The organism is Streptomyces rapamycinicus NRRL 5491, from assembly GCF_024298965.1.
In the GTDB taxonomy this organism is placed as follows: domain Bacteria; phylum Actinomycetota; class Actinomycetes; order Streptomycetales; family Streptomycetaceae; genus Streptomyces; species Streptomyces rapamycinicus.
In genome coordinates, this window is the sequence record NZ_CP085193.1 from 3,347,489 (window position 1) to 3,363,515 (window position 16,027).

Annotated in this window: 11 protein-coding genes; 3 read left to right on the top strand and 8 right to left on the bottom strand. The window is 72.0% G+C overall.

Annotation, left to right across the window (positions count from 1 at the left end):
• Positions 1-3 precede the first annotated feature (3 nt).
• The 3 genes from LIV37_RS13470 to hemC all read left to right on the top strand — a co-directional run bounded on the left by LIV37_RS13470 (position 4) and on the right by hemC (position 5,753).
• Entirely contained in the window at positions 4-1,134 is a 1,131-nt protein-coding gene (locus LIV37_RS13470; RefSeq protein WP_020867671.1) for an AAA family ATPase, read from the top strand.
• Between the two features lie 4 nt (positions 1,135-1,138).
• Complete coding sequence (locus tag LIV37_RS13475; protein WP_121825511.1) at positions 1,139-4,729, top strand: SAV_2336 N-terminal domain-related protein; 3,591 nt, start codon at positions 1,139-1,141, stop codon at positions 4,727-4,729.
• Positions 4,730-4,793: 64 nt separating this feature from the next.
• Entirely contained in the window at positions 4,794-5,753 is a 960-nt protein-coding gene (gene hemC, locus LIV37_RS13480; protein ID WP_020867672.1) for a hydroxymethylbilane synthase, read from the top strand.
• 70 nt (positions 5,754-5,823) lie between these two features.
• Here the strand turns inward: hemC and LIV37_RS13485 are convergent, their stop codons facing one another.
• The 8 genes from LIV37_RS13485 to LIV37_RS13520 form a co-directional block, all read right to left on the bottom strand.
• Positions 5,824-7,236: a phytoene desaturase family protein gene (locus LIV37_RS13485; protein WP_020867673.1), complete on the bottom strand. Its 1,413-nt coding sequence runs from the start codon at positions 7,234-7,236 to the stop codon at positions 5,824-5,826.
• Positions 7,237-7,283: 47 nt separating this feature from the next.
• Complete coding sequence (locus LIV37_RS13490; RefSeq protein WP_020867674.1) at positions 7,284-8,111, bottom strand: inositol monophosphatase family protein; 828 nt, start codon at positions 8,109-8,111, stop codon at positions 7,284-7,286.
• A 155-nt stretch (positions 8,112-8,266) separates the two neighbouring features.
• Positions 8,267-9,697 (bottom strand): MFS transporter, encoded by a 1,431-nt coding sequence (locus LIV37_RS13495; protein ID WP_020867675.1) that lies wholly within the window; start codon positions 9,695-9,697, stop codon positions 8,267-8,269.
• 104 nt (positions 9,698-9,801) lie between these two features.
• Positions 9,802-10,839 (bottom strand): methyltransferase, encoded by a 1,038-nt coding sequence (locus tag LIV37_RS13500; RefSeq protein ID WP_121825509.1) that lies wholly within the window; start codon positions 10,837-10,839, stop codon positions 9,802-9,804.
• A 216-nt stretch (positions 10,840-11,055) separates the two neighbouring features.
• Complete coding sequence (locus LIV37_RS13505; protein ID WP_020867677.1) at positions 11,056-12,057, bottom strand: TIGR03842 family LLM class F420-dependent oxidoreductase; 1,002 nt, start codon at positions 12,055-12,057, stop codon at positions 11,056-11,058.
• Between the two features lie 14 nt (positions 12,058-12,071).
• On the bottom strand, positions 12,072-13,475 hold the full coding sequence (gene hydA, locus LIV37_RS13510) for a dihydropyrimidinase (protein WP_121825508.1): 1,404 nt from the start codon (positions 13,473-13,475) through the stop codon (positions 12,072-12,074).
• Entirely contained in the window at positions 13,472-14,824 is a 1,353-nt protein-coding gene (locus LIV37_RS13515) for an aspartate aminotransferase family protein (RefSeq protein WP_020867679.1), read from the bottom strand. The genes hydA and LIV37_RS13515 overlap by 4 nt, the downstream gene beginning before the upstream one ends.
• Positions 14,821-15,663 (bottom strand): nitrilase-related carbon-nitrogen hydrolase, encoded by an 843-nt coding sequence (locus LIV37_RS13520; RefSeq protein WP_020867680.1) that lies wholly within the window; start codon positions 15,661-15,663, stop codon positions 14,821-14,823. The genes LIV37_RS13515 and LIV37_RS13520 overlap by 4 nt, the downstream gene beginning before the upstream one ends.
• Positions 15,664-16,027: the final 364 nt, after the last annotated feature.

Genomic DNA, 16,027 nt, shown 5'->3' on the forward strand with positions numbered 1-16,027 from the left:
CTCATGACGGCGCGGAACAGCGGCGGCGGGGACGACGACGAGGAATTGGCCGCCTCGCTGGACGACCTCGCCCTCCCTCCGGAGCGCATGGCGCCCCCGGAGGAGGAGTTCTCCATCGAGTACCGGCAGGACGCTCGGACGTCCCCGTCCCCCGTCCCGCGACCGCCTGAAGAACGTGCCCCGGCCCCGCCCGCCGCCTGGCGGCTCTTCCGCGGGGACGGGGTGACCCGGAGGCTGCCGCTGCCGTCCGCCCCGCCCTGGCGGCGCTTCGGGACCGGAAGGGCCGGCGGGCGCGGCGGCGGCCATCCGCCGTATTTGGTCTCTCCGCACCACGCCGACGTCGTGAACGCGGCGCTCCATCTGCGCCGCCCGCTGCTGGTGACCGGCCAGCCCGGGACGGGCAAATCGTCGCTGGCCCAGGCGGTCGCGCGGGAACTGGACCTCGGCGAGGTGCTGCGGTGGTCCGTCAACAGCCGCTCCACCGTGCAGGAAGCGCTCTACCGCTACGACGCGGTCGGCCGGCTGCGCGAGACGACCATGAGCAGGGACCGCGGCCGTCCCGAGCCGGACATCGGGTCCTTTATGCGGCTCGGCCCGCTGGGCACCGCGCTGGTGCCGGGCGAACGCCCCCGGGTGCTGCTCGTCGACGAGCTCGACAAGGGCGATGTGGATCTGCCGAACGATCTGCTGACGATCTTCGAGGAGGGCGAGTTCGAGATCCCCGAGCTGTCCCGGCTCTCCGACGAACAGCCCGAAGTCCGCGTTCCGACGCTGCGGATCGACGAGCAGGCGATCGTGGTGCGGGGCCGGGTGATGTGCGACGAGTTCCCCGTCGTCGTCATCACCAGCAACGGTGAGCGCGACTTCCCGCCCGCCTTTCTGCGCCGCTGCGTACGGCTGGAGCTGCCACCGCCGGACGAGGAGCGGCTGCGCGCGATCGTCACCGCGCACCTCGGCGAGGACGCGCTGCGCGAGGTGGACGATCTGCTGCAGGCGTTCCTGCGGCGGCGCGCACCGGGCGAGCTGGCCACCGACCAGTTGCTGAACGCGGTCTTCCTGCGCTCGGGAGGCGTGGACCTGGACGCGGACGGGCTGCTGGACGCCGTGCTGCACCGGCTGAGCGGGACGGTGTAGGCGGATGACCGGGGACGCCGGCCGACTCGGTGAGGATCTGCGCGCGCTGCTCGCGGTCCTCGCGGACAGCGGCGTCCCGCTCGCGCAGGAGGAGCTGCTGGACGCGCTGTGGCTGGCCCGGCGGCTGCCCGCCGGGGCGGACGACGCGCCGGTGCGGCGTGCCCTGGCCCGGCAGCCCGCCCTGGCGGAGGCCGGGGCTCCGGCGGACGAGGACGCGGACGCCGTGGACACGGACGGGGACTACCTCCTCGCGCCGCCCACCGGGCCGGTGCTCGGCCGCGCCGGCCCCGGCCCGGCGGCCCCCTGGCTCACCGCGTCACCGCCCGCATCGCTGCCGTCGGACCTCCCGTCCCTCCCGTCGGGCGACCGCGCGATGGCCGGGCTGCACGCCGTCCCCGGCCACGCCGCCGACGCCGACCGCACTGCCGACGGCCCGCCCGGCGCGCTGGCGCTGCGCGTCCCGGAGGGCAAGGCGCTCCGTGCCGAGCTGCGGATCGGCCGGGCGCTGCGCCCGCTCAAACAGCACCGTCCGAGCCTCTCCAGGCACGAGCTGGACGTGGAGGCGACGGTGACGGCCCTCGCCGAGACCGGTCTGCCGGACGTCGCCCTGCGCCCGGCGCGCGAGCGCTGGCTGGATCTGGCGCTCGTCATCGACGACGGCATGTCGATGCTGCTGTGGCAGCGGCTGGCAGCGGAGATCCGCGTGATGATGGAGCGGCTCGGCGCCTTCCGGCTCGTCCGGACGTACGGACTGCACTCCCGCGGCCCCGCCACCCCGTCCGAGCTGAGCGGCCGCCCCTTCGACCCGTCGGCGACGGCTCTGGCGTCCCGGACGCTGGCCGACCCGTCCGGCCATACGCTCGTGCTCGTGCTGAGCGACGGCATGGGGCCCGCCTGGCGGGACGGCCGTAAGCACGAAGCGGTGCTGCGGTGGGCCCGTTGCGGCCCCACGGCCATCCTGCACGCCCTGCCGCGGCGGATGTGGGACGGCTCCGGCATCCGGGCGCAGCGGTGGCAGGTGACGACCCGGCAGAGCGGCGCGCCGAACACCGAATGGACGATCACCGACCCCGTGCTGCCGGCCGGTCTGGCCGCCTTCGACGGCATTCCGGTGCCGGTCATCGAGCCGGAGCCCGGCTCGATGACCGCCTGGGCCCGGCTCGTCGCCGCCCCGGGCGGCAGCGCGCTGATGTCCCTTCTGAGCCGCCCCGAGGCGGCGCGCGGGGACGGGGCGCCGCGCGCCGACGGCCTCGGAGAGGTCCAGCGCTTCCGCGACGCCGCCTCGCCGGAGGCCTACCGCCTCGCCGCGCATCTCGCCGCCGTCGCCCCCGTGTCCGTACCGGTCATGCGGCTGGTGCAGGCCGCGGTCCCCTGGCAGGCGGACACCGCCCACCTCGCCGAGGTCTTCCTGGGCGGGCTGCTGCGGCCCGCCCAGGCCGGACCGCACGAGGAACCGCTGCCGCCGCAGCACCGTGCGTTCGACTTCACCCGGACCGCGAGAGACGCCCTGCTGGACGCCGTTCCGACCGCGGAGCTCATGGACACCGGGCGGCTCATCGGGCACCGGCTGGGCCAACTGGCGGGCCGTGCGCCGGACTTCCCCGCCTGGCTCCGCCATCCCGGCGGCCCGGACGGCCTTCCCGCCGGGGCGCGGGCCTTCGCCGAGGTGGGGCCACGTCTGGCGGCGCGCTTCGGGGCCCCGGCGCTTCCGCCTCCGAGCCCGCCCAGGGCGCCCGAGCCCGCCGCGCCCGCCGCGCCTCCCGCGTCGCCGAAGCCGGTGCCGGTGCCGGTGCCCGTGCCCGTGCCGGAACGGGCACCGGAGACGGAGGCCGAGTTGCCCTGGGCCCAGGGGGCGACATACGCCTGTTCCTCCTGCGAGGAGCCGGTGGAGCCTTACGACCGCTACTGCGGGTCCTGTGGACACGACCTCGCGCACGGCCGTCTCACGTGGTCGGGCAGCTACCCGCAGTCGATCGGTCCGTACCAGATCTACGGCAACATCGGCATGGGCCCGGAACTGGACTACGACCTCTATCTCGGCCGTGCCCCTTATGAGTTGTTCCATGTCGCGGTACGCACCCTACGGCGCGGGGCCCCGGAGGAGGCCCTGGTCGGGCTGCGCATGGAAGCGGAGGCGCTGCGGCGGATGGGCGGGATGTTCGCCCCGTCACTCATGGACCGGGGCCTTCACCACGATCCGCCGTGGACGGCCCAGGAGATCATCCGCGGTTCCGACGGCTCGCTGCCGGTGCGTCTGTCCGCTCTGTTGAACCGGACGCCCAGCAGCGCCGTGCCCGCGCTGGACGCGCGCACCGCCGACCTCATCGGCCTGCGTCTCGCGGAGGGGGTGAGCATGTGCTCCAGCAAGGACATCACGCTCGGGAGCCTCACGGCACACACCGTGCTCGTCGTCGACCGGACGGTGAAGCTGGTCGGCTGGACCACGGCCACGATCGATGGCCGCTACCAGCCGCTGGCCTTCGCCAGGGAGGCGAACGTCCTCGCGTTGGGCGAGATCCTTCAGGCCCTGCGGGGCGGGCGTGCGACCGCCGCGGACGCGCTCATCGCGGCCTGCCTCGATCCCGATCCGGAAGCCCGTCCGACGGCGGAGCAGGTCGCGCAGGCCCTCGCCCGGCAGATGGCCGACCCCGAAGGCGGGACCGTGTCGGCGCCGGTGCCGCAAGCGGGCTCGCCCTCCCCGCTGATCACGGCACCGGCTCCCGAGGCCCCACGCCCCCGCCCCACCAGGCGCTCCCGGCTGACTTCCCTCTTCCGGCGCGGCGAACGGGCCGCCGAGGCCGAACGGCAACGCGAGTCCGAGCTGATCCGGACGCCCCTGCCGGCCGCCCACCGCATCGCGGTGATCAGCCGCCCGGTCGGGGCCGGCAGAACCACCACGACCGTCGCGCTGGGCTCGATCCTCGCGAGCCGGCGCGACGACAAGGTCATCGCGGTCGACGTGACTCCCGGTGGGGACGCCTTCGAGCGTCACGTACCGCGCGAGAGCGCGGCGACCATCCGCGACCTGGCCCTCAGCAGCCCGCATCTCGACGGCTACGTCACCATCCGGCGCTTCACCTCGCAGGCCCCCTCCGGGCTGGAGATCCTCGCCGGGAGCACCTCGCCCCAGATCGACGACGAGGCCTATCGCCGGGCCATCGACGTCCTCGGCAGGGGGTACTCGATCATCCTCTCCGACTCGGACACCAGCGCGCTCGATGACACCGTGCACGGCGTCCTCGACCTCGCCGACCAGCTGATCGTCGTCACGACGCCCGCCGTGGAACGCATCAGGCGTGCGGGCACGACCATGGCCCGGCTCGCCGCTCAAGGCCACTCCGAGCTCGTCCGGCGCGCCATCACGGTGCTGAATCAGCCCCACGAAACCCCCGAGCCGCCCAGGTCGCGGGTCGAGGAACTCATGGCGTACTACCAGACCCTCTGCCGCGGTGTGGTCACGGTCCCCCACGATCCGTATCTGGCCTCCGGCGGCGCGATCGACTTCAGCCGGCTGTACCCCGGAACGCTCGACGCCTACACCCGTCTGGCCGCGCTCGTCGCGGAGGGCTTCGCTCCGTCGCCGCCCGGCCGATGAGACCTGCCGCACAGGCCCCGGGGCGCGGCTCGGAGCATGTCCCGGACGCCCTATCGTGTATGCCATGTCTTCCGCCCCCGGCTCCGGTTCCGGCTCCAGCGAACTGATCCGCATCGTCTCCCGTTCCTCCCCCATGGCCCTCGCCCAGGTCGAACGGGTCCGTACCGAGCTTGCCGCGCTGCGGCCGGGGATCCGTACGGAGGTCGTACCGGTCACCACCTCCGGCGACCGGTGGATGGGCGATCTGTCGAAGCTGGGCGGGAAGGGCGCGTTCACCAAGGAGGTGGACGCCGCGCTGCTGGCGGGTGAGGCGGATCTCGCGGTGCACTGCATCAAGGACGTGCCCGCCGACCGTCCGCTGCCCGCGGGCACGGTCTTCGCCGCGTACCTCAAGCGGGACGACATCCGCGACGCCGTGATCCACCCCGACGGGCTGACCCTCGACGAGATGCCCGCGGGGACCCGGATCGGCACTTCCTCGGTCCGCCGCGTCGCCCAGCTGGCGATCACCCACCCGCAGCTGGAGTGCGTGCCGATGCGCGGCAACGCCAACCGCCGGCTGGAGAAGCTGGCGGCGGGCGACTGCGACGCGCTGCTGCTGGCCGTCTCGGGTCTGGAGCGGATCGGCCGTACGGACCGGATCAGCGAGATCCTGCCGGTGGACGCCATGTGCCCGCCGATCGGGGCCGGGGTGCTGGGGCTCCAGTGCCGGGAGGACGACACCGAGACGATCGAGGCCGTGGCCGGGCTCGGCGACGCCGACGTCTGGAAGGAAATCACCGCGGAGCGCATGCTGCTGCATGTGCTCCAGGGCCACTGCAACTCCCCCATCGCGGGCTACGCCAGGGCCGAGCGCGACGGCCGCCTCTCGCTGCGCGCCCGGGTCTTCAGCCCCGACGGCAAGACGGTCCTGGACGCCCACGAATGGGCGGGCCCCCTGGACCCGGCCACCCTGGGAACGTCGGTCGCGGTGGCGCTGCTCCGGCAGGGCGCCCGCGAGGTCATCGACACCATCCCGCACTGAGGCCGCACCGAGGGGCACTGGGGCGGCATCCCGCACCAAGGCCGCCGCTGCCCCTCCTGGGCCATGGGCCCTACCGCGCCCGTAGCCTCCGCCATACCGCATGCGCCGCGTGGTGGCCCGACATGCCGTGGACGCCGGGCCCCGGTGGGGTGGCGGAGGAGCAGAGGTAGACCGCCGGGTGGGCGGTGGCGTACGGGACGCGGGCGAGCTTGGGGCGTATGACGGCCTGGAGGCCCTCGAAGGCGCCGCAGGCGATGTCGCCGTCGATGTAGTTGGCGTTGCGGGCGGCGAGTTCGGGCGGTCCGGCCACCGCGCGGGCCAGGACGAGATCGCGGAAGCCGGGGGCGAAGCGCTCGATTTGACGCTCGATCACCTCCGTGGCGTCGCCCTTCCAGCCGCTGGGCACATGGCCGTAGGCCCAGAAGGTGTGCTTGCCCTCCGGGGCGCGGGAGGGGTCCAGGAGGCTGGGCTGGGCGGTGATCAGGAACGGGACGGAGGGGTCGCGGCCCTCGACGGCGGCCCGCAGCGCGGCGCCGATCTCGCCCGAGGTGGGGCCGACATGGACGGTGCCCGCGCGGCGGGCGTCGGGCGCGGTCCAGGGGACCGGGCCGGACAGCGCGTAGTCGATTTTGAAGGCGCCGGCCCCGTAGCGGTAGCGGCGGTAGGCGTTGCCGAGACCTGCGATACGGGCCAGGGCGCGCGGCGAGGTGTCGAAGATGTAGGCACGGGCGGGCGGCAGTTCGTCGAGCCGCTTGACCTCGGTGGAGACGTGGATCGTCCCGCCGTGTGCGCGCAAGTACGCCCCCAGCGCGTCCACGATCGACTGGGAGCCGCCGCGCGGGATCGGCCAGCCGACCTCATGGGCCGCGACGGCGAACATCAGGGCGGGGCCGCCGGTGGCCGGTGCGCTGGTGGGCGCGATGGCGTGCCCGGCCAGCCCGGTGAACAGGGCGCGCGCCTTCTCGTCGCGGAAGCGGAGCGGACCGGCGAGCAGCGAGACCGGCTGGAGCGCGTGCAGCCCGAAGCGGGCCCAGGTGATCGGGTCACGGGGCACCCCGTCCCAGTGGGCGCGCAGCAGATCGGGGGCGAGGGTGGCCCAGCGGCCGAGGTAGGGGGCCAGCAGCCGGCGGTAGGTGCCGGCGTCGCGGGGGCCGAGCGACCTGGCGGTCTCGCCGACCGAGCGGGCCAGCACCGCGGCCGTGCCGTCCGGGAAGGGGTGGGCCAGCGGCAGCTCGGGGTGGAGCCACTCCAGGCCGTACCGGGCCAGCGGCATCCGCTCGAAGGCCGGGGAGCCGATGGCGAGTGGGTGCACGGCGGAGCAGGGGTCGTGCCGGAAGCCGGGGAGGGTCAGCTCTTCGGTGCGTGAGCCCCCGCCGATGGTGTCGGCGGCCTCGAAGATCTCCACCGCGCAGCCGCGGCGGGCGAGTTCGACGGCCGCGGTCAGCCCGTTCGGTCCGGCACCCACTACGACCGCGTCGAGCATGGACGGCACGTCGGCTCCCCCTCGTCCTCGAGGTATCGGTGGAACGATCAGCCGGCGTCGGCCAGCAGGCCCAGGATATGCCGAACGGCCGCCTCGTCCCTGGCCGCCGTGAAAGGAAGGGCGTTGCCCCCGCTGATCCGGAACGGCTTGCCGCCGAGCGTGCTGTGCGCGCCGCCCGCCTCGTCGACCAGCAGCAGACCGGCGGCGTGGTCCCAGGCGTTCTCCCAGGTGAAGGCGACGGCGTCGAGCAGCCCCCGGGCCACGTTCAGATACTCCAGACCCGCCGAACCGCAGGGGCGCACCTCGGCCCCCGGCGCCCGCAGGCCGGACAGGGTGCGCTTCTCCGCGTCGGTGGTGAAGTCGTAGTGGGATATGGCGACGTGGAGGGCCCCGCCGGGCTCCGGGGAGCCGCTGTGGATCGGCTCGCCGTTCAGCAGCGCGCCCCCGCCACGGCGGGCGATGGCCATCAGGTCGAGCACCGGGGCGTACGTCCAGGACGCGAGGAGCTCTTCCCGGTGGGCGAGGGTGACCAGCGTCGAGAAGCCGGGGTCGCCGTGGACGAACTGCCGGGTGCCGTCGACCGGGTCGACGATCCAGACGGGCGCGTCGCCGCCGAGGGCGGTGAGCACGGCCGGGTCGGCGTGCACCGCCTCCTCGCCCACCACCACGGAGCCGGGCAGCAGCTTGGTGAGGGCGTCGGTCAGCTGCTCCTCGGCCAGCCGGTCGGCGGTGGTGACCAGGTCGTGCGGGCCCCGCTTCTCGACGATCTCATGGGCGGCGAGCTGCCGGAAGCGCGGCATGACCTCTTCGGCGACCGCCGCGCGGACCGCCTTCTCCACCGCGCCGAGATCACCGGCGAGAAATTCATCGATCATGCGTTCATCGAATCATGTCTCTGCGACAGCGGGTGGCACGGCGACCGCGGGAAGGTGTCATCGAGGTGAAGGGATGGACCCCCGCGAAAGGCGCGGATCCGCTTTTTGACCGCCATACCAGCTCACCCCGTCGATATGCGGGGACGGGCGCGGGGTCACGGCACGCGTTCCGCGGACTGGTCGGGGGCCGGTTCGGGGCTGGGCTCCGCCGGGCGGTGGGCCCGGGAGCCGGTGGTGAGCAGGCCGAGCGTCACGATGGCGAGCCCGCACCCGGCCATGATCGCCCAGCCCAGATGGCTGGCCGCGGGGAACCCGGAGCTGAAGGGGCCGTGCACCCGGGCGGTGGAGACCGAGCCGAGGACGGCGACGCCGAGGGCCGCCCCCACCTGGCGGCCGGTGGAGGTGACCGCGGCGGCCACCCCCGCCTGGGAGCGCGGCATCCCGGAGACGGCCGAGTAGGTCAGCGGGGCGTCGAGCATGCCGAAGCCGATGCCGAACGCCACATAGGCGATGACGAGGTACCAGACCGGGGTGTCCGCCCGTACCTGGGTCAGCAGCAGTCCGCACGCCGCCGTACCGGCCCCGGCGATCACCATGGGGACGCGCGGGCCGCGGGCGCCGACGATACGGCCCGCGAGCGGCGAGGAGACCAGGGTCATGGCCGCCATCGGCAGCGTGAGCAGCCCGGTGTGCAGCGGGGAGAATTCCTTGACGTCCTGGAGGTACAGGGCGTTGAGGAAGAGGAACCCGGCGAGCGCGGCGAAGCCGCACACCGCCGAGGCGATGGCGCCGCTGAAGGAGGGGCTGCGGAAGAAGCGGACGTCCAGCAGCGGTTCGGCACGGCGGAGTTCATAGCGGATGAGAGAGACGGCGGCGGCCACGGCGACCGTGAAGCAGCCGACGATCGGCGCCGAGCCCCAGCCCTTGACCGGGCCCTCGATGATGCCGAACGTGAGCGTCGCCAGCAGCGCGATCACCAGCAGTTGCCCCACCGGATCGAGCCTGCGCGGCCGAGGGGCCTTGGATTCGGGGACGAACAGCGCGGTGAGGGCCAGGGCGAGGGCGGCGACCGGGAGGTTGACCCAGAAGACGGCCTGCCAGCCGGTGGAGTCCACCAGCGCACCGCCGACGACGGGCCCCAGCGCGATGCTCACACCCGCGACCGCCCCCCACATCCCGATCGCCCTGGCCCGCTCCTCGAGGTCGGTGAAGGTGTTGGCGATGATCGAGACCGCGACCGGGTTGAGCATGGCGCCGCCCATGGCCTGCACCATCCGGAAGGCGATCAGCGAACCGGTGTCGGAGGCCAGCCCGCACAGCAGCGACCCCAGGCTGAACAGCAGCAGCCCGGTCTGGAACGTTCTGCGCCTGCCGAACCGGTCGGCCATCGAGCCGGAGAGCATCAGCAGGCTGGCGAGCACCACGGTGTAGGCGTCCACCGTCCACTGGAGCCCCGAGGGGGTGGCGTCCAGATCCTCCTGGATGGACGGCAGGGCGAGGTTCACGATGGTGGTGTCGAGGCCCACCATGAACAGGCTGATGCAGCAGATCCCCAGGATCAGCCACTTTCTCGTGGCGCCGGCCATGGTTCGCCTCCCGATCGGGGCGGGTCGTGCCCCCGGCGCACGGACCGCTGCGACCTCCGCATCGCACGGCGCGCCCGCCGGGGGTGTCCTCGCCTGGTTCCGGACTACGCCTTGCGGCCGGTGATCACGACGGTGTCCGCGCCGAGGGGCATCCGTCCGGCGGGCTCGATGCCCACCGCGCGGAACCACTCCTCGTACTCGGCGCCCGTGTAGACCATGCCCTCGCCGGAGGCGATGGTGTGGAAGTACGCGGACAGCAGCGCCGCCCGCTCGGGTCCGGTGCCGTCGTCGTCCTGGCGCGGGGTGACCACGTAGACCGCGCCGCCGGGAGGGAGCGCGCGGGCGGCCTTGGCGAGGAGTTCCTGGACCCGCTCGGGGGACCAGATCTCCAGGAAGTGGGCGAAGAGCACTCCGTCGCAGCCGGTCGGGAACTCGTCGTGGAAGGCGTCGAGGCTCACCGCCCGCACCCGGTCGGCCAGCCCCAGCTTCTCGATCTCCTCGTTGGCGGCCGCCGCGATGGAGGGCAGATCTCCGATGGTGATGCGCAGATCCGGCCGGCGGGCGGCGAAGTTGGAGGCGTTGATGGCCGTTCCGCCGCCGATGTCCAGGAGGTGGGTGCACTCGGAGAGGTCGAGCTTCTCTCCCAGTTCGGCGCCCACGAGCCTGCTCACCGAGGACATCATGGTGTGGAATGTGGCTTCCAGTTCGGGATTCTCGGCGAGCCGCCCGTAGAGGGTGGACGCCGTTCCCGGAATCTCCCGCCGCAGACCGACGTTGGTGTCTTCCTTGAGGGATTCACAGAACCAGGCCATCGCCCGGTAGATACCGTCTTGTTCCCAGGGAATGTTGGAGGCGGGCGCCTCGTCGAAGTTGGCCGTCAGCGGCTTCGAGAGAGGGGTGATGTGGTATCCGTCGCCCTTCTTGTCCAAAAGCCCGAATACCGTACAGCCGAGAAGGAGAATGCGGGTGGGCTGCTCCTTGAGGCCCAGCCGGGTGGCTATCTCACCCACGGCCAGGCCGGGCTCCTTCTCCGCCAGCGCGAAGAGCCCTAACTGGAATGCCGCGCTCAGGAACTGAAACCGATAGTGGGCCTTGTAGAGTCCCCGGAGCTCCACATCTATCGGTACCTCGGTTTGTGTCATGCCCAACCCTTCTGTGACAAGGAGTCGTTCGGCCGACCGGACATCAGAGCACAAAAACCGAGGTGATTGTAACCATGTTCGAAGGTTTTCGGGGGTCCGCTTTTTGCTCTCCGTGGCCGCCCGCCGATAGTCGACGGGCGGCCACGGAAACGGAATTCACCCCTCCTTGAGAAAAGGGCCATGCCTTGCCGGTGCGCGGCAGAGCCGGTGCGGCGATCAGCCGGTGAGCGCGGGGATGACGCGCTCGCCGTACGCGTCGAGCGTGCGCTCCTTCGCGTCATGCATCGCGTAGACCGCGAACTGGCCGACCCCCAGTTCGCGCAGCCGCTCCAGCTTCTCGATATGCGCCTCGGCCGGGCCCAGCAGACAGAACCGGTCCACGATCTCGTCGGGCACGAACGCCGTGTCCGGGTTGCCGGCCCGGCCGTGGTGGGCGTAGTCGTACCCCTGCCGCTCCTTGATGTACGCGGTCAGGGACTCGGGCACGGCGCCGGAGTGCTCCCCGTAGCGGCCGACCAGGTCGGCCACGTGGTTGCCGACCATGCCGCCGAACCAGCGGCACTGCTCACGGGCGTGGTCCAGATCGTCCCCGACATACGCGGGGGCGGCCACGCAGATGGTGACCGCGTCCGGATCGCGCCCGGCCTCGGCCGCCGCGGAGCGCACCGCCTTGACCATCCACTCCGTCAGGAACGGGTCGGCGAGCTGGAGGATGAAGCCGTCGGCCTTCCGCCCGGCCAGCGCGAGCGCCTTGGGGCCGTACGCCGCCATCCACACCGGCAGCCTGCTGTCCTCGATCCAGGGGATCCGCATCGGGCTGCCGTCCACGACGGCCTCCCGGCCCTCCGCGAGATCGCGGATGGCGTCGATGGCGTCCTCGAGGCGGGCGAGGGTGTTGGGCCTGCGCCCCGCCACCCGCAGCGCGGAGTCGCCACGGCCGATCCCGCAGACGGTGCGGTTGCCGTACATCTCGTTGAGCGTGGCGAAGGTGGAGGCCGTCACCTCCCAGGTGCGGGTACCCGGATTGGTGACCATGGGGCCGACGATCAGCCGCTCGGTACGGGCCAGGATCTGGCTGTAGATGACGAACGGCTCCTGCCACAGCACGGCGGAGTCGAACGTCCAGCCGTAGCCGAAGCCATTGCGCTCGGCGCGGCGCATCAGCTCGACGACGGCCGACGCGGGTGGATCGGTCTGCAGCACGAGTCCGAAGTCCATGCTCGCTCCCTGGGTCAGCTCAGGTACTGACAGGTGTCGCGGATGAGGAACTGGCCGTGCCCGGCACGTCCGGTGTACTCCCGCCGGTCGATGACGGGCACCCCGCGCGAGAGCACGGTCTCGACCTGCCCGGTGATCTGCTTGCCCTCGTACGCCGAGTAGTCGACGTCCATGTGGTGGGTCTCGGCGGACAGGGTCTGCCGCGCCTCCGGGTCGTAGACGACGATGTCGGCGTCGGCCCCGGGCGCGATGGTGCCCTTGCGCGGGTAGAGGCCGAACATCCTGGCCGGGGTGGCGCAGGCGATCTCGATCCAGCGGCGGCGGGAGATATGGCCGTCCACCACGGCCTGGTGGAGCAGGTCCATCCGGTGCTCCACGCCCGGCATACCGTTGGGGATCTTGGAGAAGTCGCCCCGGCCCAGCTCCTTCTGCCCGGTGAAGCAGAACGGGCAGTGGTCGGTGGAGACCACCTGGAGGTCGTTGGTCCGCAGCCCCCGCCACAGCGCGGCCTGGTGCTCGACGGGCCGCAGCGGAGTGGAGCAGACGTACTTGGCGCCCTCGAAGTCCGGTTCGGCGAGGTTGTCCGTGGACAGGAACAGATACTGCGGACAGGTCTCGCCGAAAACCGGAAGCCCCAGGTCACGGGCGCGGGTCAGCTCCGCGACGGCCTCCTCGGCCGATACGTGGACCACGTACAGCGGGGCGCCTGCCACCCGGGCGAGCTGGATGGCGCGATGGGTCGCCTCCGACTCCAGCAGCGCCTTACGGACCTCACCGTGGTAGCGGGGATCGGTCCTGCCCTCGGCCAGCGCCTGCTCCACCAGGACGTCGATGGCGATGCCGTTCTCGGCGTGCATCATGATCAGCCCGCCGTTGCCGGAGGCGCGCTGCATGGCCCGCAGGATCTGCCCGTCGTCGCTGTAGAAGACCCCCGGATAGGCCATGAACAGCTTGAAGCTGCTCACGCCCTCCCCCACCAGGAGATCCATCTCCTTGAGGGTGCTCTCGTTCACATCGGAGAGGATCATGTGGAAGCCGTAGTCGATGGCGCAGTTGCCGCGCGCCTTGAGGTGCCAGGCGTCCAGCCCCTCGCGCAGGGCGTGGCCCACCGTCTGGATGGCGAAGTCCACGATGGTGGTGGTGCCGCCCCAGGCCGCCGCCCGGGTGCCGGTCTCGAAGGTGTCGGAGGCGAACGTGCCGCCGAACGGCATCTCCATATGGGTGTGCCCGTCGACCCCGCCCGGGATGACGTACTTGCCGGTGGCGTCGATCGTACGGTCGGCGGTCCAGCCCTGGGCCCACTCGCCGCCGGGCGCGGCGAGTGCGGCGACCTTGCCGTCCTCGATCAGCACATCGGCCGGGGTCTCCTCGGCGGCGGTGACGACCAGCCCGCCGCGGATCACGGTACGGGTCATCAGCTCGCGCTCCTTCCGGACCAGGTGGTCTCCAGGGCGGACTTGAGGGCGGCCTCGAGGATCTCCGCGCCCTCCTCGGCCTCGGCGACGGTGAGGCTGAGCGGCGGGGCGATCCGCAGCACGCTGCTGTTGTGCCCGCCGCCCTTGCCGATGAGCAGCCCGCCCTCCCGGGCGGCCTCCAGCACGGCGGACGCGCCCTCCGGGGACGGTTCGCCGGTGCCCGGGTCCACCAGCTCGATGCCGATCATCAGCCCCCGGCCGCGGACCTCGCGCACACCGTCCAGACCGGCGCAGGCGGCGCGCAGCCGCTCGATCAGCAGTCCGCCGACCCGGCGGGCGTTGCCCTGGAGATCGTGTTCGACCAGGTGGTTGAGGTTGGCCAGACCGGCGGCCATGGTGATGGGGCTGCCGCCGAAGGTGGAGATGGAGTTGGCGCCCAGGCAGTTCATGACCTCGGCGCGGGCGACGACACCGCCGATCGACATGCCGTTGCCGATGCCCTTGGCGAAGGTGAGGATGTCGGGCGGCCCGGAGCCGTCGTGCGCCTGCCAGCCCCAGAAGTGGTCGCCGCTGCGGCCCCAGCCGGTCTGCACCTCATCGGTGATCCACAGGATGCCGTGCCGGTCGAGCACCTCGCGGAAGGCGGCGAACAGCCCGTCGGGCGGGGAGGTGAAGCCGCCGACGCCCTGGATCGGCTCGGCGATCAGCGCGGCGACATTGCCGTGCGCCTGGCCGAGTACGTCCTCCAGGTCGGCCACGCACGCCTTGATGAACTCGCCGTCCGACAGCCCGGCGAACGGTCCCCGGGTGCGCACCGCGCCGTGTACGTACAGCGTCTGCAGCGGGGACAGGCTGGTCGGCGACCAGCCGCGGTTGCCGGTGATGCCGACGGCCGAGAAGGAGCGGCCGTGGTAGCTGTTGCGCATCGCCAGGATCTGGTTGGAGCGGCGGTACGTCGTGGCGAGCAGCAGGGCCGTGTCGTTGGCCTCGGTGCCGGAGGTGGTGAAGAAGACCCGCGCGTCCGGGATGCCGGACAGCGCGGCGACCCGCTCGGCCAGGTCGACCATGGGCCGGTCGAGGTAGAGCGTGGAGGTGTGCAGGATCCGGCCGGCCTGCTCGCTGATCGCCTTGGTGACCTCGGGGAGGGCATGGGCGGTCATCGTGGTGAGGATGCCGCCGAAGAAGTCGAGGTAGCGGTTGCCCTCGGCGTCCCAGACATGGCGTCCCTCGCCGTGGGTGATCTCGATGGGGCGCTGGTAGTAGACGGCGAGCCAGTCGGGGAGTACGGCCTGGTGGCGGGCGTGGAGGGTGGCGTGGGGACCGCTCTTGGCGTCGTTGATGTCGCTGCTCACGGCTGCACCAGCCCCTCGTAGGCGTCGGGCCGCCGGTCCCGGTAGAACGCCCACTGCTGGCGCACCTCGTCGATCAGGCCGAAGTCGAGGTCGCGGACGATCAGCTCCTCCTCCTTGTCACTGGCCACATCGCCGACGAACTGGCCGCGCGGATCGACGAAGTAGCTGGTGCCGTAGAAGTCGTTGTCGCCGTACTCCTCGGTGCCGACGCGGTTGATCGCGGCGATGAAGTACTCGTTGGCGACGGCGGCGGCGGGCTGCTCCAGCTGCCAGAGGTAGGCCGACAGGCCACGGGAGGTGGCCGAGGGGTTGTAGACCAGCTGTGCCCCGGCCAGGCCCAGCTCGCGCCAGCCCTCGGGGAAGTGGCGGTCGTAGCAGATGTACACCCCGACCTTGCCCACGGCGGTGTCGAACACCGGCCAGCCCACGTTTCCCGGCTTGAAGTAGTACTTCTCCCAGAACCCCTTGACCTGCGGGATGTGGTGCTTGCGGTACTTGCCGAGATAGCTGCCGTCCGCGTCGATCACGGCGGCCGTGTTGTAGTAGAAGCCGGATTGCTCGAGCTCGAAGACGGGGACGACGATCACCATCCCGGTCTCCCGGGCCAGCTCCCGCATCCGCCGCACGGTCGGCCCGTCCGGCACCGCCTCCGCCCACCGGTAGTGTTCCGCCTCCTGCACCTGGCAGAAGTACGGCGCGTTGAACACCTCCTGGAAGCCGATCACCTTGGCGCCCTGAGCGGCCGCCTGCCGGGCGTATTCCTCATGCTTCGCGATCATCGATTCGGTATCGCCGGTCCAGGTGGCCTGGACGAGAGCGGCACGTACGAGGTTGGCCATGATCAGCTCCTCAACCTGTGTCTACGCACGTAGAATCCGGGCTGTGAAGAACGTAAGAGCGCACTGACCACTCTGGCAATACCGCCGCCGTTACTCAACGAAGACGATCACGTTTCGTGTTTTATCGGGTCTGGGATTCGGGTGGCAGCGGGGCGCGGGGTGGGTCGCTCGGGCTTCTCGGCTCGGTCGGGTGCGGGTTTCGTCTCGCGCCTTCGGCGCATTTTGAGCAGCGGGGCAGCGGGGTGGGGGGCGCGGAGCCGCCGCCGGGCGCCGGGCCGGTGGGTGCGGGCGCCGGTGGCGGCGTCTGTGCCCGGGAGCTGGGGCCGATGCCGGACTGACGGCTCCTCCGGGTATCCCTCGAAAA